The organism is Microbulbifer sp. ABM4_008, assembly GCF_056311705.1.
Window position 1 is genome coordinate 3839775 of sequence record NZ_CM149970.1, and the last position, 23939, is coordinate 3863713.

At 43.4% G+C, this 23939-nt stretch carries 24 protein-coding genes; 20 read left to right on the top strand and 4 right to left on the bottom strand.

The genetic code is table 11. From position 1 onward, the window contains the following. Positions 1-58 precede the first annotated feature (58 nt). From ACYX4J_RS16770 to ACYX4J_RS16780, 3 genes are all read left to right on the top strand, one after another. Positions 59-463, top strand: a complete 405-nt coding sequence (locus ACYX4J_RS16770) for an ABZJ_00895 family protein (RefSeq protein WP_476177117.1) — start codon at positions 59-61, stop codon at positions 461-463. A gap of 115 nt (positions 464-578) precedes the next feature. Further along, positions 579-797, top strand: a complete 219-nt coding sequence (locus tag ACYX4J_RS16775) for a DUF6500 family protein (RefSeq protein WP_476177118.1) — start codon at positions 579-581, stop codon at positions 795-797. A gap of 117 nt (positions 798-914) precedes the next feature. Next, positions 915-1169, top strand: coding sequence for a hypothetical protein (locus ACYX4J_RS16780; protein ID WP_476177119.1), 255 nt, complete (start codon positions 915-917; stop codon positions 1167-1169). A gap of 131 nt (positions 1170-1300) precedes the next feature. Here the strand turns inward: ACYX4J_RS16780 and csrA are convergent, their stop codons facing one another. Continuing rightward, the gene (gene csrA / locus ACYX4J_RS16785) at positions 1301-1489 is read right to left on the bottom strand and encodes a carbon storage regulator CsrA (RefSeq protein ID WP_476177120.1); all 189 of its coding nucleotides are present in this window, start codon (positions 1487-1489) and stop codon (positions 1301-1303) included. Positions 1490-1876: 387 nt separating this feature from the next. Next, positions 1877-2863 (bottom strand): transposase, encoded by a 987-nt coding sequence (locus ACYX4J_RS16790; RefSeq protein ID WP_476177121.1) that lies wholly within the window; start codon positions 2861-2863, stop codon positions 1877-1879. A 365-nt stretch (positions 2864-3228) separates the two neighbouring features. Here ACYX4J_RS16790 and ACYX4J_RS16795 point away from each other — a divergent pair, with 365 nt between their 5' ends. The 16 genes from ACYX4J_RS16795 to ACYX4J_RS16870 all read left to right on the top strand — a co-directional run bounded on the left by ACYX4J_RS16795 (position 3229) and on the right by ACYX4J_RS16870 (position 18920). Continuing rightward, a complete protein-coding gene (locus ACYX4J_RS16795) occupies positions 3229-3501 on the top strand; it encodes a hypothetical protein (RefSeq protein ID WP_476177122.1) in 273 nt (90 codons plus the stop codon). 819 nt (positions 3502-4320) lie between these two features. Beyond that, positions 4321-4905 (top strand): hypothetical protein, encoded by a 585-nt coding sequence (locus tag ACYX4J_RS16800; protein ID WP_476177123.1) that lies wholly within the window; start codon positions 4321-4323, stop codon positions 4903-4905. Between the two features lie 806 nt (positions 4906-5711). Then, positions 5712-6833, top strand: coding sequence for an SH3 domain-containing protein (locus ACYX4J_RS16805; protein ID WP_476177124.1), 1122 nt, complete (start codon positions 5712-5714; stop codon positions 6831-6833). Positions 6834-7330: 497 nt separating this feature from the next. Continuing rightward, positions 7331-7930 carry a DUF6630 family protein gene (locus ACYX4J_RS16810; RefSeq protein WP_282933998.1) on the top strand — a complete coding sequence of 200 codons (600 nt, stop codon included), beginning with the start codon at positions 7331-7333 and terminating at the stop codon, positions 7928-7930. A 178-nt stretch (positions 7931-8108) separates the two neighbouring features. After that, entirely contained in the window at positions 8109-8507 is a 399-nt protein-coding gene (locus ACYX4J_RS16815; RefSeq protein ID WP_476177125.1) for a hypothetical protein, read from the top strand. Positions 8508-9175: 668 nt separating this feature from the next. Beyond that, entirely contained in the window at positions 9176-9658 is a 483-nt protein-coding gene (locus tag ACYX4J_RS16820) for a YcxB family protein (RefSeq protein WP_444919223.1), read from the top strand. A gap of 107 nt (positions 9659-9765) precedes the next feature. Further along, a complete protein-coding gene (locus tag ACYX4J_RS16825; protein ID WP_444919222.1) occupies positions 9766-10278 on the top strand; it encodes an SEL1-like repeat protein in 513 nt (170 codons plus the stop codon). A gap of 856 nt (positions 10279-11134) precedes the next feature. Next, on the top strand, positions 11135-11338 hold the full coding sequence (locus tag ACYX4J_RS16830; RefSeq protein WP_444919221.1) for a cold-shock protein: 204 nt from the start codon (positions 11135-11137) through the stop codon (positions 11336-11338). A 607-nt stretch (positions 11339-11945) separates the two neighbouring features. Further along, positions 11946-12356 (top strand): hypothetical protein, encoded by a 411-nt coding sequence (locus ACYX4J_RS16835; RefSeq protein WP_476177126.1) that lies wholly within the window; start codon positions 11946-11948, stop codon positions 12354-12356. A 60-nt stretch (positions 12357-12416) separates the two neighbouring features. Next, positions 12417-12767, top strand: a complete 351-nt coding sequence (locus ACYX4J_RS16840) for a hypothetical protein (protein WP_476177127.1) — start codon at positions 12417-12419, stop codon at positions 12765-12767. A gap of 789 nt (positions 12768-13556) precedes the next feature. After that, entirely contained in the window at positions 13557-14822 is a 1266-nt protein-coding gene (locus ACYX4J_RS16845) for an amidohydrolase family protein (protein ID WP_476177128.1), read from the top strand. A gap of 510 nt (positions 14823-15332) precedes the next feature. Next, a complete protein-coding gene (locus tag ACYX4J_RS16850) occupies positions 15333-16889 on the top strand; it encodes a transposase (RefSeq protein ID WP_476177129.1) in 1557 nt (518 codons plus the stop codon). 174 nt (positions 16890-17063) lie between these two features. Further along, a complete protein-coding gene (locus tag ACYX4J_RS16855; RefSeq protein WP_476177130.1) occupies positions 17064-17690 on the top strand; it encodes a class I SAM-dependent methyltransferase in 627 nt (208 codons plus the stop codon). A 324-nt stretch (positions 17691-18014) separates the two neighbouring features. Beyond that, positions 18015-18233, top strand: coding sequence for a hypothetical protein (locus tag ACYX4J_RS16860; protein ID WP_475710597.1), 219 nt, complete (start codon positions 18015-18017; stop codon positions 18231-18233). Between the two features lie 3 nt (positions 18234-18236). After that, entirely contained in the window at positions 18237-18563 is a 327-nt protein-coding gene (locus tag ACYX4J_RS16865; RefSeq protein ID WP_444895007.1) for a low molecular weight protein tyrosine phosphatase family protein, read from the top strand. A gap of 123 nt (positions 18564-18686) precedes the next feature. Continuing rightward, a complete protein-coding gene (locus ACYX4J_RS16870) occupies positions 18687-18920 on the top strand; it encodes a DUF5062 family protein (protein WP_413664607.1) in 234 nt (77 codons plus the stop codon). 44 nt (positions 18921-18964) lie between these two features. On the opposite strand, the gene ACYX4J_RS16875 is transcribed toward ACYX4J_RS16870, so the two are convergent. Then, positions 18965-19714 (bottom strand): SDR family oxidoreductase, encoded by a 750-nt coding sequence (locus tag ACYX4J_RS16875; protein WP_476177131.1) that lies wholly within the window; start codon positions 19712-19714, stop codon positions 18965-18967. 90 nt (positions 19715-19804) lie between these two features. Here ACYX4J_RS16875 and gcvA point away from each other — a divergent pair, with 90 nt between their 5' ends. Continuing rightward, the gene (gcvA, locus tag ACYX4J_RS16880) at positions 19805-20734 is read left to right on the top strand and encodes a transcriptional regulator GcvA (protein WP_476177132.1); all 930 of its coding nucleotides are present in this window, start codon (positions 19805-19807) and stop codon (positions 20732-20734) included. A gap of 784 nt (positions 20735-21518) precedes the next feature. Here gcvA and ACYX4J_RS16885 read toward each other — a convergent pair. Continuing rightward, a complete protein-coding gene (locus tag ACYX4J_RS16885; RefSeq protein ID WP_476177133.1) occupies positions 21519-22928 on the bottom strand; it encodes a YdgA family protein in 1410 nt (469 codons plus the stop codon). Positions 22929-23939: the final 1011 nt, after the last annotated feature.

The window sequence follows — 23939 nt, forward strand, 5'->3', positions numbered from 1 at the left end:
GGACTCGTCGCCGCGCTCCTCACTCATGCTGAGGGCATCAACTACACAAGGAGAAGTAATGAGCATTCGAGGAGTATTAACCCGGTTTGCTTTAACTTATATAACACTGATTTTCATCGTAGGATTTACACTTAACTATTTTGGCCTTAGCAGTAGTAGCGGCGTAAATATCGGAATATTATTAGGCACGATATTTTGGGTATGTTCTTCTTTTGCGAATAAGAATCGTCGCTATTTCAATAAAAGTGAAAAAACCAGGGTAGTGATTGGCCTCATCGCAATTAACATGCTTATTCAAGCTATTTTCGGAGCTATCGCACTTTCCGAATCTGGTCATGAAGTAAGCGGTTCAGTTCTTTTGTTCTCAGTTTCGATTATCGGAGCTATTCATGCAGTCGCTATCTATTTCTTCGTAGGGTTTGTAAAGAAATCGCTACTTAAACAAGGGATCATAGAGAGTTAAGAAGGCCAGCCCGAGGGATGCCAAAGCCGCTTGAACCTACGTTCCGCTGCTTGCAACTACACTATGGCCCCAAATGTAGACGACATGAAGCTGTAAAAATTAAGGAAAAAGTTTTTTGAGAGCAGATCTTAGAAAAAAGATTATTGACGTTTGTGACCAAAAAATAGAAAAGAAAGGTAGTAATGTAGGGGTATCTTTCTATGCATTTTTCAAAAACAAGAATGATCAGCCAGAAATTCTAATGGAGGCCGCGAGGTGGTGGATAGAAACGCACCAACTTGATCATTTTGAAAAGGCAGAAAAAATCAAATCTATGATCAAGGCTGGTGTTTAAAATTGTAACTTCCGGTCAAATTATCCAGCATCATAATAATATGCTCAAAGACGCCCTACGGGCTGGAATCAGTTGCTTTCACACCTCCACGCTCTACCCTAGGCGCTATAAATCCATATGAGTAAAGAAAAATTAAAGCATAGTTGTAAGAAAAATCAGTACGAAGATGCTGAAATTCTCTATCAAAAAATTAACCGGGTGGAATGGGGTTGGATTCTTTCGCAGTGGCAATCTGCGACTGAATTTGATATTGAAGATGGTTATGAAGGGGAAGTTGGCTCACAGATGTGCTCTCATCACCTCCTTATAAGATACTGCCCATTTTGTGGTGAAGATCTTGAAAATAAGAGAGAGGTACATGGTAGCTTATAACAAGCTAATAAAGTTCGCGCGTGAAAGACACGTGCCGGGCAGCTTGCGATACGCTCCAGCTGCCAGATATTAGAATCGCCTAACGGACTGAACACGCCAACGCGCGCCCCTGCTTAGGGCGCTCCGCAATCTCAACCAACTCCATCCCCCAACACCCCCTCCTTTTGCAAACGTCTATAGATTTCCTCACGGTGAACGGGTAGAGATTTGGGAGCACGTATGCCTATCTTTACCTGATTACCCTTAACTTCCAATACCGTAATTGAGACGTTCGCTCCAATCCGTAAGTTTTCGCCTGTCTTGCGCTTTAAGATCAACATATTTGCTTCCTATTAACACTCAAACCATACGTAGACCTCCCTTAATGGAAGGATTTGAAAGTAACTGTTAAGGAAGCATCAGGTGGAGCGCGAGAACGGTAGGCATAGAAGTAGAAAAGGCAGACGCAACGCTTCCAGAGCCAAGGGACATGCCCCAAACTACTGAATGGACTCCACTTTATTGAAGACAAGTGCAAAGATCTAGGACAGCCAAAGACTGGGAGGTGGTGCCGGCAATAAAACTACCTCCCTCTCTGGCGGCTCTTTCTCTTTGGTTTACAGGTAAAGGAGATTAAATACTTGGAATTGGTCTTCAGGCTATTGGGATCGCTGTTTTTCGATCAAAGGGCGGTAATCGTGCTGTTGAGTACTTGAGGACGGGGTAGATTAGCAGGGTGTAGCTGAGAGGAGGCGCCGACAGTCGCTTTTACCGTGTACCCAGCGTTTATCGAGTTGAGCACAAACTTTTTGTACAACCTCTACCGATCCCACCAAGCCTTTAAAGCGACTTTCAAAGTTCCGGCTGAGATAGAGCCAGTGCTTGTGTGAAATGCCGAGTCGCTCAAGAATAGGAGGTATGTTTTCGGCAATACAACCCCGTTTTCTTGGGTCTAAATGCCGGCCGCTCCAGTCCACTAACTCCAAATAGTGATCCAGCTGGAAAGGAAGCCCTTTCGGCATATTCAAACGCTCACCGCCGACAAACGGAAGTAGATTTTTGGGCTGCTTACCTGAGACTGCCGCACGAATACGCTGTTGAATCGAAGTGTAATCAGACTCTTCAGGTGTCTGGGCAATATTGGCACGGATGGGGTTAAGGTCTACATAGGCCATACAGGCGGCGAGTGCTCTTTCATCCAGTAAAGCCTGAGACTTAAACCGGCCCTCCCAAAAACGGCCGGTACAGTTGTCTTCAGCATTGGCCTGGCGGGCGATAGATTCGTTTAAACAGCGCATAAACCAGCTGATATCCATTAGACGCTCCCGCCATAGGAAAACGACCTCTTTTAGCCTGTCTTCCTCAGCGTAATCGAGAGTATCGCCCTGAAGATAGCGCTGGGCCAAGCTAGAGGCTTTGAAGAGTTTTTTCCAGCGAGTAATTACCTCTGTAAGAGACCACTTGTTAGCCGATTTTGTGTCGATATAGAGCACTATATGGTAGTGATTACTCATTACTGCATAGGCGGCAATATCTAGCGCAAACACCTCGGCTAACTTATGCATACGGCTTTCAATCCATTCCCGCCGATGCTCGTAATCTTTTCCGGATTCAGTATCTCTGCCACAGAGAAATGCACGCCGTACACAGCGGGAGACACAGTGGTAGTACGGTGTTGCATCAAGAGATATCTGGGTGCTTCGCGGTATAGTCATCGGCTGCACGCATGCTTATATGTATAAACATACAGCATTTTGTGGGATTTCAATCTTTTGTCAATAGGGATGACGGTTTATACTTTCTATTTGGTGGGTGTCCAGGATTAACACCAGTATGCAGTGGAACTACTATAGGTGGGACGATGAGAGCACTTAAATACATAGGCCTTATATTGGGTACACTCTCGATCTGGTTAATATTGATTTTTGTTACACGACAGCTGGCTTATGACGTGATCAGTTTTCTAGCTGCTAGCATCACTAATAGTTGTGCATATGGATCGTCATACTCATGCGGATATTTTGAATGGGACAAAGAACTTAAAATAGCATCGTACGTCACTTATACGGTTCTTTTCATAATGTTAAGCTATGTTTCGGCAATAATTTTGAGAAGTAGCAAATCAAGAGAAATAAAACTTTTAGCTGTTGCCTGCTTCATACTGTCGTTTCCGACCTATACAAGCTGGGGGGTAGCTTCAATTTGTGGCGGTTTTGGTGGTTGTGCAACAGGTTACTATATAGATGTAGTTGTTCCGTTAATTATGACCGCTGGTATTTTTACTTTACCTAGTATTTTAATAGCCATTTTTATTGTCTGGGTGTATATGCGCATAAATAAACTATCAATTTAAATGCATAGGTCAGGTAGCCAGTAGTTTCTAACTACCTGCTACCACACCACCCATCGTGCTAGTCCGCAATGGACGCTTCCCTATCCGTAATAAATCTCTACCAACGATAGTGTCGAGCAGATCTTCATTTGAGTTGAGTGTCATGGCAGTGCGCTACCTTAACTTTAACCGACTGGAAACATATCAATAGGCTAGCCCTGTCTTTTAACTCGTGGATTTAGGTTCAGGCCTTCACCCTGTCCAAGGTATTAATCTTGGCATTTGGCTACTATGCCGTCGACTGACATCTGTTTAATCACCTTGGCCATTACTGACCGAGGCACTGCTGTGTTCCAACACTTATTTTTCTATCCCCGCAATGGTGGCTAGCGGGCTGGGCCTACTTATGAGTCAGCGGCCACATTGACAGTGTCACAGCAGCAAGCTAAACAGATCTCCCCAGATAAGAACGTGAACTTTCACTATACAACTGCATCATTGACTCTACCCCCAAGATCACACGGCTTCGGTGCCCCTGGCCACCTCGCCTCTAGGCTAAGCCTTGTATGATGTTTCTGTCCGTCAGCTCGTAGTTTTGCTAGCGACCTTCTCCCCCACAAGACCGTACGGTATTGCAGTTGCCATTCGCTGGTAGTTAGCATTTAATGGCGCCCAGTAAACGGTGATTTTCCTAAAGGGGACTTTCACTCATTAGTCCGCGTCCATGCTGGGCGTACCAAGCCGAACCAAGCACTTCCCTTGGTCGCTGGTACAGCCAAAACGCTGCGCTTATCTGCCTGCCCTTGTGTAGGGCGTGATATCTCAGGGGATTGAAGAGTTGTGATTATTAGGAATGTGGTGTTAGTAATATCCTTTCTAGGGCTAGCTGGGTGTGCTTCAACCGAGTTGAAAAAATCATTTAAGCCAGTAAAAAATACATATGAAAGTATACAATTCAATCCTGTATTTGGCGAAGTGACTAGTAAACATCCAGAATATTTAAAGGCCCAGAAGGAGTGTGAAAATACTGTTTACGCTGACGGGGTCAAAATTAATGATATATTTGTACATGATCGATCAAAGCTAAATGGAATATCCACCAAACACATGTCTGAATATATTAAAAATAGATTATCTCTGGGTTTAGGCATTAATGGATCATTTAATTTGGCCAGTGCGGCTTTATCTATCCCAATTGAAAGTAATACCCCCTCTTATCAGTCTAAGGGTAGCCCCAAAACATATGAAGATTATTCGAAAGAATATATGACTCTGGAGAAGCCGACTGAGATTAAGACTATTAATAGGCTTCAGGAGAAATATATTGAATGTATGCGAGAAGAGAAAAAATTTGAGCCCATAAAATTTATTATAAAGAATTCTGAAACAGGTGAGATAATAAGGGAACACAAAGTCAAGAAATAAGACATATCGAGTAGTTGGCAGCTTTAAGCTGCCAACCATTTTGCGAGTCCGCAATGGGCGGTTCCCTATCCGTAATGAGTCTCTACCCAGCGATAGTGTCGAGCAGCACTTCACTTAAATTGAGCGCCATGGCAGTGCGCTACCTCAACTTTATCCGACTGGAAACATATCGGTAGGCTAGCCCTGTCTTTTAACTCATCGATTTTGGGTTCAGGCCTTCACCCTATCCAAGGTATTAATCTAGGCATTTGGCTACCATGCCGTCGGCTGACTTCTGTTGAATCATCCTAGTCATTAATGACCTAGGCACTGCTATGTCCCAACACTTTTGTGTATCCCCGCGATGGTGGCTAGCGGGTTGGGCCTACTTTTAAGTCAGCGGCCACACCAACAACTTCACAGCAGCAAGCTAAACAGATCTCCCCAGATAAGAACGTGAACTTTCAATACACAACTGCATCATTGACTCTACCCGTTAGATCATCCAGCCTCGGTGACCTTGGCCACCTCGCCTCCAAGCTAAGCCTTATAGGGTGTTTCTGTTCATCAGCTCGTATTTTGCTAGCGGCCCCCTCCCCACAAGACCTCCCAGTGTTGAAGTTGCCATTCGCCAGTAGTTAGCATTTAATAGAATCCATTAAATGGTGATCTTCCTACAGAGGACTTTCACCCCATTAGTTCACGCCCATGCTGGGCGTACCAAGGCCAGGCACAATCGCCCCTTCGGGGCTGGACCGCCGCTGCTTCAAAGCTCCGGCCTGTGCTGGCGGGCGTTAGCTTTCTCTCAGTAAGGTGTAGTTTTCTATATGGATGAAGAAATTCTAAAAAAGATTGATAGGTTAGTAAATCCACCATTCCTGAAGCATATAAGAAGGCTTGAAAACACTCTGCCAGTAATGCCTCATCAATCAGTAATAGATAAGGCGATAGGATCGTTTGCCTCACAGCAATCGGCTATTGATCAAGCAATGGGTACGCTAGCAAGGTCTTCCGCAATTGACAAAGCGATGGCTTCTTTTGCCGCTCAGCAGTCTGTAATAGATAAGGCGATAGGATCGTTTGCCTCTAAGCAGTCAGCTATTGATAAAGCAATAGCTACGTTCGCAAGACCTTCCGCTATTGACAAAGCCATGGCTTCTTTTGCCCGTCAGCAGTCTGTGATAGATAAGGCGATAGGATCGTTTGCCTCACAACAATCAGCTATTGATAAAACAATGGCAGCGTTTGTTAGGCCGTCCACAATAGATAAAGCCATAGCATCCTTTGCCATGCAACAGTCAGCCATAGAGGAAGTGATTGGATCATTCACACACCAGCAGTCTGCAATAGAAAAAACAATTAGAAGTTTCGCAAAATCAAGTAGTTTGTTGATAGGTGAACCTAAATATCTATCAGAACTAGCTTTAACCATTTCAACGGTTGATATGTCCACATTGGACACCTTATCATTTCAAGAGGATCTAGAAGAATCATGCAATCAACTTGATGACGTAGATGATGGAAAATCATTCGTTAATGTTTTCAGGAGTCTACCTCCCTTGGTTCAAGCCACTTTGTACTATTTATTAATCAATGTTTTTTTAGCTCAAGTTAATAGTATATCTGCTAACCTCCTTACTCCAATTGTCGAAAGCCATCTGGAATCAACATCTGATTCTGATAGGGATAAAATTAAGCGGATCAAAAAAATTCCATTAGCTATAGGGAGTGTTGATACAGATGGATTACGATTTATAACAGGGAATAATGTTCGTTTACGATTAAAACCCTCAACCAACTCAGAAATATTAGATGAATTAGTTTTGGGGCAGGTAGTTACAGTTCTATCTAAAAATAGAAATTGGATAGAAGTTATTTATGAGTACGAGGATGGTGAGTCAATATCCGGATGGGTATTCACCAGATATACCGCTAATTTTGTACAGTAGAGCTAACATCGGGTAGCCGGTAGTTTCTAGCTACCGTCCCCCACACCAGCCATCATGCTGCTCTGCAATGGACGGCCACCTATCTTCTACCCAACGTCACGTAACGATATCAACCAAGCACGCTGAAGGTTAACGACAGTAGGTTAAACAGATCTCCCCAGATAAGAACGTGAACTATCACTACACAACTACATCTTTGACTCTACCCGCTAGATCACCCAGTCTCGGTGTCCTTGGCCACCTCGCCTCCAGGCTAAGCCTTATAGGATGTTTTTGTCCGTCAGCTCATAGCTTTACTAGCTGCCTCCTCCCCACAATACCTCACGGTATTGCAGTTGCCATTCGCTAGTAGTTAGCATTTAATGGCGCCCAATAAACGGCGATCTTCCTACACAGGACTTTCATCCCATTAGTTCACACCCATGCTGGGCGTACCAATCAGCCGACCGCAAAAGCCTCGGCTGATTGAGGCGTTACATATACAATGAGGTACAACCTTGAAACTACTCTTAATCATTGGCATATGCTTAGCTTCTTATGCTCTCTATGCCAGCATGAAGAAGGCTGGTAACCCAACACATCCATTAAGTAGCTTGGCATCATTAATTTCTAACTCTAGTGAGAAGGTAAGTACCGATATAAATCTGTATTTAAATTCACCTGAATCATTCTTGAAAAAATATGAGTTCGAACTCAGAGAAAGAGATATTGAATCAGTAGATGAGATGTCTGATTCCGTCGTTGTAGTAGAAATTTTACTGAAGAATAAATTTCTTATATACGTAGATGGCGATCATGAACCAAATGATGCATTGTTACAATTAAACATCCTTTCAAAGGAAAAACTACAGACAGCAGACTCATACAATGAGATCATGGATTCCTATAGATCAAGTAAGTATGGCATTGCAACTTTCCTACAGGATGGTGAATGGCCCTCTTTGTTTAAATGCGCAAACGAAGCAGGCTTTAAGCTTCTTGCTGTTGATGAAGATTCTGATTCTTTGCCATTAATCCTTGTGCCACTTGAGAAATCTCAAGAAATTCTAAAGGCGTTTAGAGAGGCAAGACTTAAGACCTATTTTTCAAGTAAATAAATGTAAATTGGGTAACCGGTAGTTTCTAGCTACCGGCCCTTAGACCACCCATCGTTCAGGCCAGTAATGGCCGGTTCCCTATCCGAAATGAATCTCTACCCAGCGATAGTGTCATGGCAGTGGACTCTGGTTATTTGCCTACCCATTTGCGGTCTTTTTTGATAGGAGTTTTGAATTAATGATCTCAGAACTTAGATTGAGTGTTCTACTTCGAGGAGAGAAGTTTTCTCCAAAGGAAGCAGAGAATGTCACAGGGCTTAGACTTCAAGACAAATTAGAGCTTGGTGAGATTTCTCCGAGGGGGCGCTATCGAGGTAAGCCTATACCCTATGGTACTGCTCAGCTAGAAGTTCCCGCCGAAATACCATATGAAGATAGGTTGATGTGGATAATTCGAGCCCTCGAAGTAAACCTTAAACAGCTATATGAATGTGGTGCTGAAGAGACAAGAATTTATGCAGGTTACTTCTATAAAGATCAATGCAATTTTGGCTTTAGCAGGGAGGAGTTGTCGTCAATAGCAAAACTTGATATAGATTTTGCTATATCGTGTTACGACATGTCAGATGAGGAATAAATGCACTAAATCGGATAGCCGATAGTTTCTAGCTACCGCCCCCGATACCACCCATCGCGCGAGTCGTTATTGGGCGGCTCCCTTTCCGTAATAAATCTCTACCCAACGATAGTGTCGAGCAGTTCTTCATTTGAGCTGAGTGTCATGGCAGTATGCTACTTCTGAGTCAGCGGCCACCCTGACAGCTTCACAGTAGCATGCTAAACAGATCTCCCCAGATAAGAACGAGAACTTTCACTACACAACTGCACCATTGACTCTATCCGGATGATCACCCGACTTCGATGCCCTTGGCCACCTCGCCTCTAGGCCAAATCATATAAGACATATCTGTTCGTCTTTGCTAGCGGCCTCCTCCTCACAAGACCTCGCGGTATTGCAGTTGCCATTCACTACTACTTAGCATTTAATGGCGCCCATTAAATGGTGATCTTCCTACGCGGGACTTTCACTCCATTAGTCCACGCCCATGCTGGGTGTGCCAAATTTAAGAAAGCGGACAAATTACTAGGCCTTCGATTCCGTAATTTGCCGTTGCTAAAGGTGTTATGTAGGGCTAAGTCGAGAGCTTATTGATAGAGGTGGCGTAATTGACATTAGCTTAAAGAATCACCCTGGCACTCACTGTAGCGCTACGACAAATTTACCAGACACAATAAGTTGTTTTTATGCAGCCTTTTAATACTCAATTTACCTTATCTAGAGATTACCTTGCCGAATGCTATGATCAGTCTCTACCCTATGGGAAAAATGTCAAGCCCAATTATCTTCTTCCTACATTATTATTATCTTCTGGTGCGGGATTACTGTTATTTACTGAGCAACCTAAGATCGCAAGTTGCACGTTAATTGCATTAGGCGCGCTGGAACTGATTCACATTCGATATCGACGAGCTTGGTGGTTAGCACGGCAGATGCTTGGGAAAAGTGCCGGTAGTGAAGTGAAATTAACCATAGATAATGACGGAATCCAGACACAGAATCCTTATACGATAACAGTTCTGTCGTGGGCAGATATCGAGCGTATTATTGAAACTGATTTAGGTCTTATTTTGGTGGCTAAATCTGGGGGGCAGCAGTACTTGTCTAAATCGTTATTACCAGCTGAATTAATTAATGAGATAGTTACCAAGATTAAGGGTAAACATTGATTTCAATAAAAATTAGAATCTTGCCTAGCGCACCAAGGCGAATCAGATCTTTCCGACCCTACGGGCCTCCAACAGATAGCTTTCTTTGTGTAATTTTTGGAAAAATCATGCGAAATTCAATATTATTAATTTTGGTTCTATTCTCGGCACCTGTGTTATCAAAGGAAGATTGCGGGCTAGAATCTATCGGCTTAGAGAAGTCTTCAACTGTTGCCGAAAAACTGTATTACACAGGTACATGCCATTATCGAAATAAAGACTATGAACTATCAGCTAGGTCTTGGGAAGAGCTATCTAATCTGAAAAAGGTTGATCCAGAATTTCAGGGCTTACAAGTAGATGTGCTAAATAATCTAGGGTACTTAAAGTTCTTTGGTTTCGGAATTAAACAAGATCAAAAACTAGCGGTTTCGTACTGGGCAAAAGCTGTGTCTCTTGGCCATTATGAATCTGAGTATCATTTATGTCATGCTTATGCGGATAAAGAGCAATTAACCTATAACCTTGCCAAGGCAAAGAAGCATTGTGAAAAGGCGTTGCTGATATACAAGGGGATGGAAAATCCCGACAAGGATATAATGTCAACGCTTAAAAAATATAATGCTCAAGTAAATGGGTAAAAATGCATAAATCGAGTATCCGGTAGCTTCTAGCTACCGACCTCCATACCGCCCATCATCCGGCTCCGCAATGGGCGATTCCCTATTCGCAATGAATTTCTACGCAACGATAGTGTCGATCAGCTCTTCATTTCAGTTGAGTACCATTGAAGTGCGATACCTCAACTTTATCCGACTGGAAATATGTCGGTAGGCTAGCCCTATCTTTCAACTAAAGGATTTAGGTTCAGGCCTTCACCTTATCCAAGGTATTAATCCTGGCATTTGGCTACTATGCCGTCGGCTGACTTCTTTTTAATCACCTCGACCATTGGTGACCGAGGCGTCGCCATGTCCCACCACTTTTTTCTATCCCCACGACGGTGGTTAGCGGCTCAGGCCTACTTATGACTCAGCAGCTATACTGACAGCTTTACAGCAGCCAGCTAAACAGATCTCCCCAGATAAGAACGTAAGCTTTCACTACACAACTGCATCATTGACTCTACCCGTTAGATCACCCAGCTTCGGCATCCTTATCCACCTCGCCTACGGACTAAGCCTTATAAGATGTTTCTGTTCGTAAGCTCGTAGTTTTACTAGCGGCTTCCTCCCCACAAGGCCTCGCGGTATTGTAGTTGCCATTCGATAGCAGTTAGCATCTAATGGGCCCCATTAGTTCCCACCCATACGGGGAGCACCAAGCAGCAGCACGTAAGCCCAGCAAAAAAATGGGCAGGACGGCCTACACGCCGCTTCGCTCTGTTTCGGCCTCCCATGTGCTGGGCGTATGTGTAAATATGGTTAAGAAACCTTTTTCGTGATGGTGATAACGAAAATAGGTAATAGCAATCACCCAAGAAGAGTCATATTTAGTATGAGTACAGGTACAGTCAAGTGGTTCAATGGTGACAAAGGTTTTGGTTTTATTACTCCAGATGATGGAAGCAAAGATCTATTTGTTCACCATTCTGAAATTCAAATGAGTGGTTTCAAATCTCTGGATGAAGGGCAAAAAGTAGAATATGTTGTGGGGCAAGGGCAAAAAGGACCGTGCGCCAACAATGTAAAGTTGCTGTAAGATAGTTAACAGCATAAATCGGGTAGCCGGTAGTTTCTAGCTACCGGCCCCCACGCCACCCATCGTGCAGGTCCTCAATGGGTGGCTCCCTATTCATAATGAATCTCTACCCAACGATAGTGTCGAGCAGCTCTTCATTTGAGCTAAGTATCATGGCAATGCGCTACTTCTGAGTCACCGGCCACGCTGACAACTTCATAGCGGCAAGTTGAACAAATCTTCCCAGATAGGAACGCGGACTTTCGTTACACAACTGCATCATTGACTCTGCCCGTTGATCACCCGGCTTCGGTATCCTTGGCCACCTAGCCTCCAGACTAAGCCTTACAGGATGTTTCTGATAGACAGCTCGTAGTTTTGCTAGTGGCTTCTCCCCACAACACCTCGCAGTATTGCAGTTGCCAATCGCTGGTAGTTAGCATTTAATGGCGCCCATTAAACGGTGATCTTCCTACAGGGAACTTTCACCCCACTAGTTCACGCCCATGCTGGGCGCACCAAGTCAATCAACTTCGCACTTTAGCGGCCAACAGCTTACAGTCCGCTTCGCTACTTTTCAGCTGCGGGTTATTGACGCACTATGGATAAGTTGGTAATCGAGTAAGAGATGACAATAGAAAAATATCAAGAAGAAAAAGAGATATTACGAAACTTGAATAAACGAGAAAGCCTGTGGGGCATGTTGATAGCCACACTGATTGGAATTTTTCCAACATTAGCAGTCTTCTATGCTGCGCCGGAGTTATTTGTTTCTGTTTTAGGATGGGTTATTCCAGGAGTAGTCCTCGGAGGTTTTGTTAAGTTGGCAATTAGCGCCCATAGTATTAAGCTTAGGCTTATCCCTGCTGGGTTAATATTTCTACTTGGACCGTTGTTGCTACTTGAAACAGGCAATCCATTTACTTTTTTCATCGGTCTAATGAACATGTTTATAGTTATAACAATTACAAGGCCAAGATTATCAAAAGATCAGGAGCGGGCACTCTGGCTTCAACGACAGGGTAAGCTCCAGCCATAACATACAGCTGCAATTTAACCCCCGAAAGTGGAACAGGGCGCAAAATCTAAGGAGAAAAAAATGCGATGTATTTTAATAGCATTGTCACTGGTATTTTTTCTAGCTGGTTGCGCAGCTTCTATCCCAAAGGAAGATCTAGAGAAATCAGCATTTATTAGGGCAGGCTCAACCAATATTTGGTCAATAACAAGCGGCGGCTCAACGGTTTCTTTGACTGCCATTGATGGCCTACCTGCAAATACAAAAAATGGCCCTGTAGCAGTCAGCCCAGGCAAACATACAATTACTATGTCGTGCGCTGACAATGAAAATGATTTTGAGCTAACCGTCAAAGCAGGTGAAATATACGAGTATACCTATGGTGTTGGTGGGCCAAAGGGGTGTTTTGGTGGGCTCATCAAGGTTAATTGATCTAAATCCGGTAGCTTCTAGTTACCGGCCCCCACACCACCCATCGTTCGGGTCCGCAATGGGCGGCTCCCTATCTGTACGGGCGAACGATAGTCTCAAACAGCTCTTCAATTGAGTTGAGTATCATGGCAGTGCGATACCTCAACTTTATCCAACTGGAAACATATCGGTACGCTAGCTCTGCCTTTTAGCGCGTAGATTTAGGGTTCAGGCTTGCACCATATCCAAGGTATTAATATTGGCACTTAGCTACTATGCCGTCGGTTGATTTCTGTTTAATTACCTTGATCATTACTGACCGAGGCGCAGCTGTGTTCCGCCACTTATTTTCTATCCCCGCGATGTCAGCTAACGGGTTGGGCTGACAGCTTCGCAGCAGCAAGTGAAACAGATCCCCCCAGATAGGAGCGTGATCTTTCACTCCACAACTGCATCATTAATTCTACCTGTTAGATCACCCGGCTTCGGTATCCTTGGCCACCTCGCCTCCAAGCTAAGCCTTTTAGGATGTTTCTATTTGTCAGCTGGTAGTTTTGCTAGTGACCTCTTCCCCATAAGACCTCGCGGTGTTGCAGTTGCCATTCGCTAGTAGTTAGCATTTAATGGAATCCACTAAATGGTGATCCTCCTACATGGGACTTTCACCCCACTTAGTCCACGCTCATGCTGGGCGTACCAGGTGGCTGCACGGGATAAATTTTAGCTGTCACTTTTTAAGCGAAATTACACACAAATCGCTATCAAAATTTGCTCGGTGATCGGGCGATATAATTATAAGGGAGATTCTCATTGATAAAATTTCTAAAATATTTTGCCAGCTTTGTTGTACTTGGTGGGATCGCATTTATAGTCGCCTACAACCATAATCTATATGTTTGGGAGCAACCAAGTAGAAGCATGTGGATTAGCAATGGTAGCTTATTTGATGGTACTGGTACGTTGCCCATTGAGAACCCTGGAATCCTTGTAGAGGATGGTAAAATTTCTTGTCTGGGAGATACTTGTGAAGTACCAATAGATGCTATTCAAGTTGATGCAGCAGGTAAATCAATTGTACCTGGCCTCATAGAGCTTCACGGTCATTTTTTCAGTGGTAAAGCTGATTCTAGTGAGAGCAGCTTACCTGTAATGATTTGGAATTCGATCCGATTGCAGCCAGATGTTAGGCGGAAGCTGATCGAATCAGGTATTACAAGTTATCGTTCCGTCGGCGATCCCAGCTCGGGAATTTATAAGCTAAAAAAATCACTTGACGACCAGGAGGTCGCTGGACCACATATGTTTATTGCAGGGCCAATATTTACTGCTCCTGGTGGACATCCGGTTCAAAGAATACCAAATCGGATGATCGAGCAAATGGTCGTGCAATCCGATGATCCAAAATATGTAAAGGAGAAAATCGCTGCTCTGGTTGAGCAAGGCATTGACGGTATTAAAGCCGTCTATCAGGGCCATACAAATGAACAAGGCGAAATCACGTTACCACGCATCTCAAAGGAAACCTTGCAGGCTATTACAACGGAAGCTCGCAAGCATGGTCTTTGGGTTGCTGTACACACAGGCTCTCCACAAGAAACTAATGAAGCTATTAAAGCTGGAATAACTACCATTGAGCATGGTGTGCGACATGGCAATCTCATTAGCCCAGAAACAATGCAATTAATTGTCGAGCACAATATAGTTTATGTGCCAACTTTAGGTCGAGAACCCAAGGGACACCTGAATATACCCGCCCTACACGAGGCTGGAGTTCAATTTGGTGTTGGCACTGATACACAAGGCAAAATGATTGCTGGTGACAGCTACCACAATGAATTGTCACGTATGGTTGATGCTGGACTACCTGATGCGAAAGCGCTTATAGCCGCCACTAGAAATGGTGCGGAAGCTTTAGGGTTAATTGATCAACTGGGGACTATTGAAGTTGGTAAATCTGCTGATCTACTACTTGTCGATGGTCAGCCTTGGAGTGATATTCGTGACCTTAAAAATATCAAGATGGTCGTTCTATCAGGACGAATTGCGTTGGATAAACGTGAACTGACATCGATTTAAATACCCTGATCCCCCGTTAACGATTTATAAATCGGGTAACCGGTAGTTTTTATCTACCGGTCTCCACACCACCCATCGTGCGGGCTCCAATGGGCGGCTCGCTATCGGTAATGAGTATCTACCCAGCGATCACGCAACGATATCATTTACTCTACCCGTTAGATCATATGGCTTCGGTATCCCTGTCCACCTCGCCTTCAAGCTAAGCCTTCTAGGATATTTCGGTCCGTCAGCTCGTAGTCTTACCAGCGGTTCTTCCCCACGATACCTTACGGTATTGCAGTTGCCATTCGCTAGTAGTTAGCATTTAATGGATCCCATTCAGCAGTGATATTCCTACAGGGGATTGGTCCACGCCCATACTGGGAATACCAAGGCCAAGTAGCATCCCCCCTTCGGGAGCTGGACCTCGCTACGCTCGGCCGCTGTTGGCGGCGTTCAGGCTGTAGAAAAACTCTTAAAAGGTAGCTTTTTTGTTAAAATGGAGGTCTTGATGTCGAGATTATCCATATGCCCAATTTCAAACGTTACGATTACAACCAAGATGCAATGGTAATCATCAATTTCGAAGAACAACTACAACCTGAAACCTTTGAGTTTACACTTCATCATTTGATTGATGACCATATCGACCTCTCTGTCTTCCATAAAAAATATCAAAATGATAGCGGCGGGCGAACCGCTTATGATCCAGCCATCCTCCTGAAAATCATATTGTTTGCTTACTCAAAAGGTATTACCTCAAGCCGTGAAATTCAATGGCAATGTGAGAACAATATCCTCTTCAAAGCACTGTCATGCGATACCGTTCCACATTTTACTAGTATTGCGAGTTTCGTAAGCAGTTATCCTGATGCGATTGAGTCGGTGTTTGAGCAAGTGTTACTGGTCTGCGATCAGCAGGGGCTGCTTGGCAACGAACTTTTTGCAATAGATGGATGCAAGATGCCATCCAATGCCAGCAAAGAACATTCGGGAACTTTTAAAGAACTAGAACAGAAGCAGGAAAAAATTCGCAAGAAGATCAAATATTGCCTCAAAGAGCACAAGAGGCTTGATGGCAGGAAGCCTAAAGAAAAAGAGCGAAAACAAGCGGTAGCTAAAGCGGCTGATACTCTTCAGAAACACTTTGATAAAATTGATCAGTTCTTAAAGAATCACTCCCCCAGGATGGGACAAGGTAAAAACCCTAAAGAAGTAAAAAGTAATATCACAGACAATGAGTCAGCCAAGATGACTACCAGCAAGGGAACCATCCAGGGCTATAACGGCGTTGCCGCAGTTGATAGGAAGCATCAGATAGTTGTTGAAGCACAGGCCTTTGGTGAGGGGCAAGAACATCATACATTGAAGCCTATTCTCGATGGCATCAGTTGCCATTATCAGCATATAGGAATAGATGAAGACATCTTGGCCAAACAGGTCATCATTACTGCTGATACTGGGTTCTCCAACGACGCTAACTACAGCTACCTGCGAGAGAGCGGCATCAATGCCTACATACCTGACAATAAATTCCGTTCACGTGATAAAGCTTTTGCTAAGCAAAAAGCCAAGTATGGCAAGCGTAAACAAAAAGGTAGGGCTAATGTCCAGCAGACTTTCCCTGCTAGTGAATTTACATTCAATAAGAAAAAGAAAACCTGTATCTGTCCGGCAGGAAAATCTATGCTTTTATTAAAGGAAGAGCATGTTAGTGAAGGTAAGAAAAAGCTATTGTTCGAAGGGCGCCTCACTGACTGCAGGGGATGCAGCCTTAAAAATCAGTGTATGCGAAACCCGGATTCTGCCAACTCTCGAAAAGGACACGGAAGGCAAGTATCCCTAACTTGGACAAACGGACGGACAGCCACTGACTGGATGAAAAAGCGGGTTGATAGTATCGAAGGCAAGACCATTTATGGACATCGAATGTCTGTTGTCGAGCCAGTGTTCGAGAACATTGGTACCAACAAGCGATTGAATCGCTTCTCGCTACGAGGAAAAATTAAGGTTCAGGGACAATGGCAGATGTTCTGCTTGGTACATAATATAGAAAAGTTGATGAGATATGGCAGTATCCACTGATTGAGTATAAGTTAAGGGCATCAAGGCCCCTAAATTTAATACAATGAAAGAAATTTAGTGGTATCGCTAAATGTAGACCGAAATTTTTGTTTGGAGGAACCTGAAGAATGACAGCTTTTTCTAAAACTGTTTTTCTACAGCCTCGTTAGATTTTCTGCTCATCGGAGATAGGGAATGTCAACGAGAGAAATCTCCAAATATTATGACTCAACAGAACACAGTGATACTCGAGAAGATTTAATTTTTGCTCTTAGCGAAGTAAAAGGAAGAAAGGTTGCTGTTGATTGTGGCTGTGGAGCAGGATCAGATATCGCTTATTTGCGCGGTAAAGATTTCACAGTTCATGCCTTTGATATCGAAAATGAATCTATATCTAGATGTCGTAAACGATTCAAAGATGATGAGCAGGTTATTCTATCAAAGGATAGTTTTAATACTTTTAACTATCCTGAGTCCTCGCTGGTAGTTGCTGATGCCAGTCTTTTCTTTTGTCCTGAAAAAGATTTTGAGTCAGTTTGGTTGAAAATAACTGACTCTTTGACAGAGGGTGGAATCTTTTGTGGTTCATTCCTAGGGCCGAAAGACACAATGGCAGGGCCTGAGTATGATAAGGAAGCATTTTGGAGTGATACTCTAGTTATGAATGAATCGAAGATAAGAAAATACCTCAGTAACTTTGAGCTATTAAAGTGGACTGAACATGACCTTTCAGGAGAAACTACAGATGGTACACCGCATCATTGGCATATATTCTCCATCGTAGTGAAAAAAAACCTAAATCGGGTAGCCGGTAGTTTCTAGCCCCCCCATGCCACCCATCGTGCAGCTCCGCAATTGGCGGTTCCCTATCCGTAATGAATCTCCGTTTTACTAGCGGCTTCCTCTCCACAAGATCTCACAGTGCTGCAGTTGCCATTCGCTAGTAGTTAGCATTTAATGGAATCCATTGAACGGTAATCTTCCTACAGTGGGCTATAACTCCATTAGTCCATGCCCATGCTAGGTGTTGCTGGACTCAGCATTATGTGCTTCCTCGTCGCGCCAAGTGTTAAACACACGCAAGATTAGGAGTCCTCTCCGTTTTATCGCGGCTGCTGAACCCGATAATTGATAGAGGAAAGAATAATGGATGATTTAAGAAGCAGGGCTGCGAGAAGATCCAAGACCAAAGCTAAGCCCCATAAGAATAGTGCTAGAATTGAAAAGCCATGGATTTCGGAGAAAAACTGGAAGTTGATGTATACACGCTCTGAAAAGCTTCGTAGAGCTAAGCAATTAGGGATCGAGTACCCCAAGCGAACTATGCTTCAAATCCTAAATACTGAGCTTCCTGAGAAAGATTAAGATATGCGAAATCTCTTATTCATATGTAGCCGGAATCAGTGGCGTAGTCCTACAGCTGAAGCCATTTGGAGAAAACACCCTGATTTCAACGCTAAATCTGCGGGTACCAGCCCGCGAGCTAAAAAAACAGTCAGCTCAGCGGATGTTCGCTGGGCTGACGTGATATTCGTCATGGAACAAAAGCATAAAAATAGGCTAATAGCAGAATTCTCTAGAATCCTGGATCATAAGCCAGTTCATGTCTTAGATATCCCAGATGAATACAAGTACATGGACTCAGAGTTAGTTCAAGAATTAGAATCGGTTGTTGGGGCATACTTGGAGAGTTAGTGCCGAGGTTCAGTCCTTAACAAATTTAGGTAAGCTGAAAAATTACTACACCTGCGGTTCCGCAGTTTCCCTCTGCTAAAAACGGTAGGTGCGTAATATCGACAACCTCGTTGAGACATAATAATGAAGAAACTCAAAAACGAAAAAGAGTTAGTGAAAAAGGCTATAGCACTCGGTACTGCATATGGCACCAAGCGAGGAGTTGTCGAGTTCGAAGCTACCGATTCAGCTCACGAGAAACTCGAATATATTTACCGTCTTTTAGTTCACGATAAAGTAATTCAACCGCTTCCAGAAGACAAGATATCACAGAAGGCAATCATGCATAGGTTGGCAATTTGGGCTTCAAAGTACTGAGCGCTCTAATAGGATTTTCAACTAAATCAAGTAGTCACTAGTGTCTAGCGAACCGCCCGATTCATACCGCCATCAGACAAGATACTTTGCCCATTGATGTATCGGGCTTCATGTGAAGCAAGAAAGACACAGGTCTGCCCGATTTCTTCGAACGTGGCAGTGCGCTGTGCGGGTATGGATCTGCGGGCAAACTCCGACAGGTTTACGTTTTCACAGAAGCCCGGCATTAAATTATTCATTCGAATATTGTGTCTTGCATAACGATCACCATAGAGCTTGGCAAAACTGTGTAAAGCGCCACGCAGCATGCTCATCGGATAAGGCGCTCTCGGCTCAACCGTATTCATTGAAGAAATATTGACGAATGCCCCTCCCCCCTGCTCGATATAAATCGGCGTGACGATACGGGCAAGCTTGACGACATTGAGCACGTACATATCGAGGCTCTCATGCCAGAGATCATCACTTAGCTCGAGCAGGGGGCCGTTGAAATCAGGATCGAACCCTACTGTTTTAATTTCTTCCGGCACCCCGCCACCATGGCCCATATTGCTAACGACGGCGTCGATACGGCCATAGGTTTGCATCGTGTCGTCGACCATTGCTTGCAGATCTGCGGTTTCGAGAACCGAACCCTGCCGCCCTATACCACCTAATTCCTTGGCCAGTTCAACACTGCGGTTGGAAGGGGACATCAACGAGACTTTGTAACCCGCCTTAGCCATTTCGCGGGCGCAGCCGGTACCAATTCCCTGACCAGTTCCAGTCATAATAGCAACTCTTGTTTCGGACATTACGCTATCCTCTAGTGCAAATAATTCATGGGTGGAGATCAATATACGATCTTTAAAATTGGTAGCAAAAGGATATAATTACATGTACTTATGAGTTTAATTCATACCAAAACACGATCTTTACCATCTTTGGCCGGCTTGCGTGGGTTTGAGGCTGCGGCAAGGCATATGAGTTTTACCGATGCTGCGAAGGAGTTGAGCGTTACGCAAACGGCGATCAGTCACCAAGTGAGAAATTTGGAGTCGAGACTGGGTGTAAAATTGTTCCATCGTGCGGGAAAGTCGATTTCATTGACCGATGCTGGGAAAAAGCTGTTATCCGAAGCCAGTGCATGTTTTGATCGACTCGAAAATATGCTCCACCTCATCAAAGCCGAGAGTCAATCTCCGGTGGTAACCGTGAGCGTAACCCCCAGTTTTGCCAGCAAATGGTTAATACAGCGGTTAGGTAACTTCTGGAGAGCCTACCCTGATATACAGTTGAATGTTCACCATACCCTGGCTCTCGCCAATTTCACTAACGATGGCGTCGATATTTCCATTCGAGCTGGTGATGGAAACTGGCAAGGCTCAGTGACCAGGCTTTCGTTGCCGCTCGATTTAAGCCCGATTTGCCACCCTTCGCTGCTTAACGGCAAAAATCCTTTGAAAGAGCCTTCCGACCTCAAGCATCAAACCTTACTGCATGAAGATAATTTTGACGATTGGGCATCGTGGCTCAAAGCAGCCGGGGTCGACGATGTCGATCCGCGATCAGGTAGCGTCATGAATGATAGTAACTCTCTCGCAATTGCAGTCGAAAACTGCCAAGGCGTTGCGCTGGGCCGAATATCGCTAATCGAGGATGACTTAAAATCTGGAAGAATCGTAAAACCATTCGATGTAAGTATTGATTCCAACTTCTCTTATTATCTTGTCTGTCCATACGAAAAACTTGATACTCCTGGAGTACAGGCATTTCGTAACTTTATACTCAGCGAGGTAAATCAAGCTGTTCAATGCAAGTCAGGAGAGAGATAAGGCATCGCTTAACAATAATCAATTTGCTGGACACGGCAAAGCCTCGCCGATAATCCTAAGCGTTAATAGTCTTCTAGAAATAATCCACCTACAAGTAAAATATTATCAGGAAATATTGATCCAGATGTCTCGCGCTAATTGATACAAGGAGTTCCGAAAATAATAATGTTTAAAATCCGCAAAAGTAAAAAGTCACGGTAACGTAACTTGATTAGGTACCAGAGTCAGCACTACATGTTTTGCTAGGTGCTAACAATGCTAAATACATACATTATATACACAAGTGTAAAATGCCGAACGGAGAACATATGAATAAAGTAAGGGATACATGTGATATTGAAGGTAGAAAATTTAGCAAATCAGAAATCAAAAAACTGGAAATAGAGCTCTAACAATACCCCACCCTAAAGATATCAACAAAGCGATCTTTCGCAATCTAAATATATTGATAATTATTTACCAAAAAAAACAATAAAACTCAAAATAGAGCACCCCAAGCTTTAACACTTATTATTACTTAGCTTTGATTTAATAACTACATCATCAGTATTTAGAGAATCACATATGAGCTCATGATAACCACGGGGCAGCAATGTTTAGATGAGATATTATTGCGATTATACCGTCTACAACACTAACCTATGTCCAACCTTATTGGCAACCCAGGACAACACCGTTAAAACAGGAAAACAAATAAATCATCAGCCTTGGAAGGGTAACAAGAGAAGGAGAAGTATGAAGTGGCTTAAGATAAGCCACTTCTATTACAAAAGGCTAATATCTACTAAAGCGGTAGCGGCATAGGTTTTTCATTCACCTTAAGCTCGCTGTCTTTCAGGCTGACATTTGAGATGTAGCCGTCATTGGTAGACACTAACAAACCTTGCTGTTCAAGAGACGCTAATATCGTCGGCACTTGTTGAGCAGCTATTTGCTCCAGTTGCTCTTCACTCATACCTTGAGTTTGAGGGTTATTTTTCAATTGGGCTTTCATCACTTGTACGGCAATAAATTCAATCACAGCTTTATCTCCACTTAGCTCTCCGTCAACTAAGGTGTGTGACAGCCAAAAAGCCGGATCTAGCGGTTGCTCCGGTAACGCACTGATGCCAACTAAGCTAGTATGAAGGTTACTGTTAAAGCTGCCTTGTGGGAAAGTGCCACGTAAGCTGGTAATGTTCAGTTGAGGCTCGCCAGCCACTAAAGATAGCAAGTTTTCGCTCATAAACTCCATTGTCTTAGCGGTTGCTTCTTCCGTAGATAGTTTATTAAGTGAGACGGCAAAGTCCTGATAAGACTTCATAAATTCCTGGCTGATATTGGTGACCTCAAGCTCAAGGGCCAGATCTTCACCGTGGAATTCAGCTATATCGACCTTTTTAGTTCCATAGGCAACTTGCATATTCCCCAGCTGATTTTCTGGGTTGAGTTCAGTACTGGCCTTTATATATAAATCAGCAATGTCAATATTTTCGTTTTGCTCTCTATCATTAAACTTTACAGCACCAAAGTTAATTGTTGTATCAGAATCATAAAAAGCAATTTCAAACATTGCTTCAAGGGAGGAAGGCATGGTCATATTCATAGTCAACCTTTCAACCTTAAAATCCCTTAGCTCGGAAGTAACGGTAAGGCTATCGGCACTCCCCTGATAAGCTAGTTGCTCATCCTGATATTGCCCTTTCCCTTGAAAACCGCTAAAGGTTAACTGAGCTTTTTGATTCTCAACATCAGTAGTAAATGGCGTAATGCTATCGTTATAGTAATAACCACCTAAGGCATTCATATTGCCATGGATCTGGTAAAAAGGAGCTTCCTCAGCCCAAACCAAATGTTCACGCAATTGATCACCGGCAACTTCTAGCGTCCAGCCAAGCCAACCAAAACCAGCATGCTCGCCGAAACGGAAGGGGCCGTGGGAAGCACTAAAGTCTACTTCTACAGAAAAAGGATCAATTTCAGGGGCACCTGATACATCCGAGAAAGCACTGACATCCAAGCTCACCAAAAAGGTTGTCTGGGTTGAAAACCAGGATGAATCCATGCTTTTTACTTCAACCGTGTATGCCGAATTTTCATTCGCGGCAGTGACTATTTCATCAATGGATGACTCAAGTTGAATGCCAACAATTTTCGGCGCAACAACACCTGTAAGCACTGCTGCTGGAAGCAATACTGTTAATACTTTTTTCATTGAGATAAATCCAATTTACAAATGGGATGGAAGACAGGTCTATTATCGACAGAGTTATTTCCAGCATTATCTCATATTTACAGACGACTGTAAGTCAAAATATATACTTTTCTAGTAAAGACTTCAGGCGCAATAGATATCAATTACAAAACAAGCGTACCTATAATGGCAATAAGTAAAGCAAGCTCTATGAATTCTATTGCGTACGTTATCTTGACTGGTGCGCGGTAATGGTGGAAGAAATTTACTACGTGGTACTTGGAAGATCGCGAATCAAATCTTGGATGAAGTTTTGCTCCATTGAATAATCGCCTTCTCTTTGAATATATCGGCAGAAGGTGCCGAAAATACTTGCGAAGAGCACCTTGTTGCATTCTCAACAGCGTTCATAGTTAAAGTGATCGCTATCATTAATCAACTAATGGTAGATACGAGTACCACCTCCGACATCATCGGACTACATCCAGAAATGAAGTATAGATAACAACGGGAAAGTAGAGAGAAAAAGTTGGTCTAGAAGACCAGCCGTAGTATGAGTATGAAAAGGGATGAAACCTCAACCTCTGACAGAAGACGAATATCTAGCAAAACAAGTTGAGAAATCGCATAAGGAAGTTGATTCTCCAAAAAAGAGCGACACGTTTCTAAAAGCTGAAAGATTTACATTCATTGCTCACAAACAACGGCACTTTGGTACCATATATCTGTATAGATATTCAATTACACCCTCTCACGTCTTTTACAAACAGCTTAGCCGTGAGGAGAGCATGCGAGACAGAGAAAACCGTCGAATTACAGGGTACCTAACCCCAGTGCAATGATAGTTATGCAACCCAAAATTTGGTTAGAACCGAAAGTTAATGATGCACTAATAAACCACAAATGCGTTAAGTTCCATAAGAGTGAGACTGAAACCTTTTGTAAAGCAGTAAGTATCTTTCGTTAATTCTCTTTACTGGGATCTCTTATATTAGGGTTGAAAGTTTATAAAGAGAATCAAGTATACCGTCT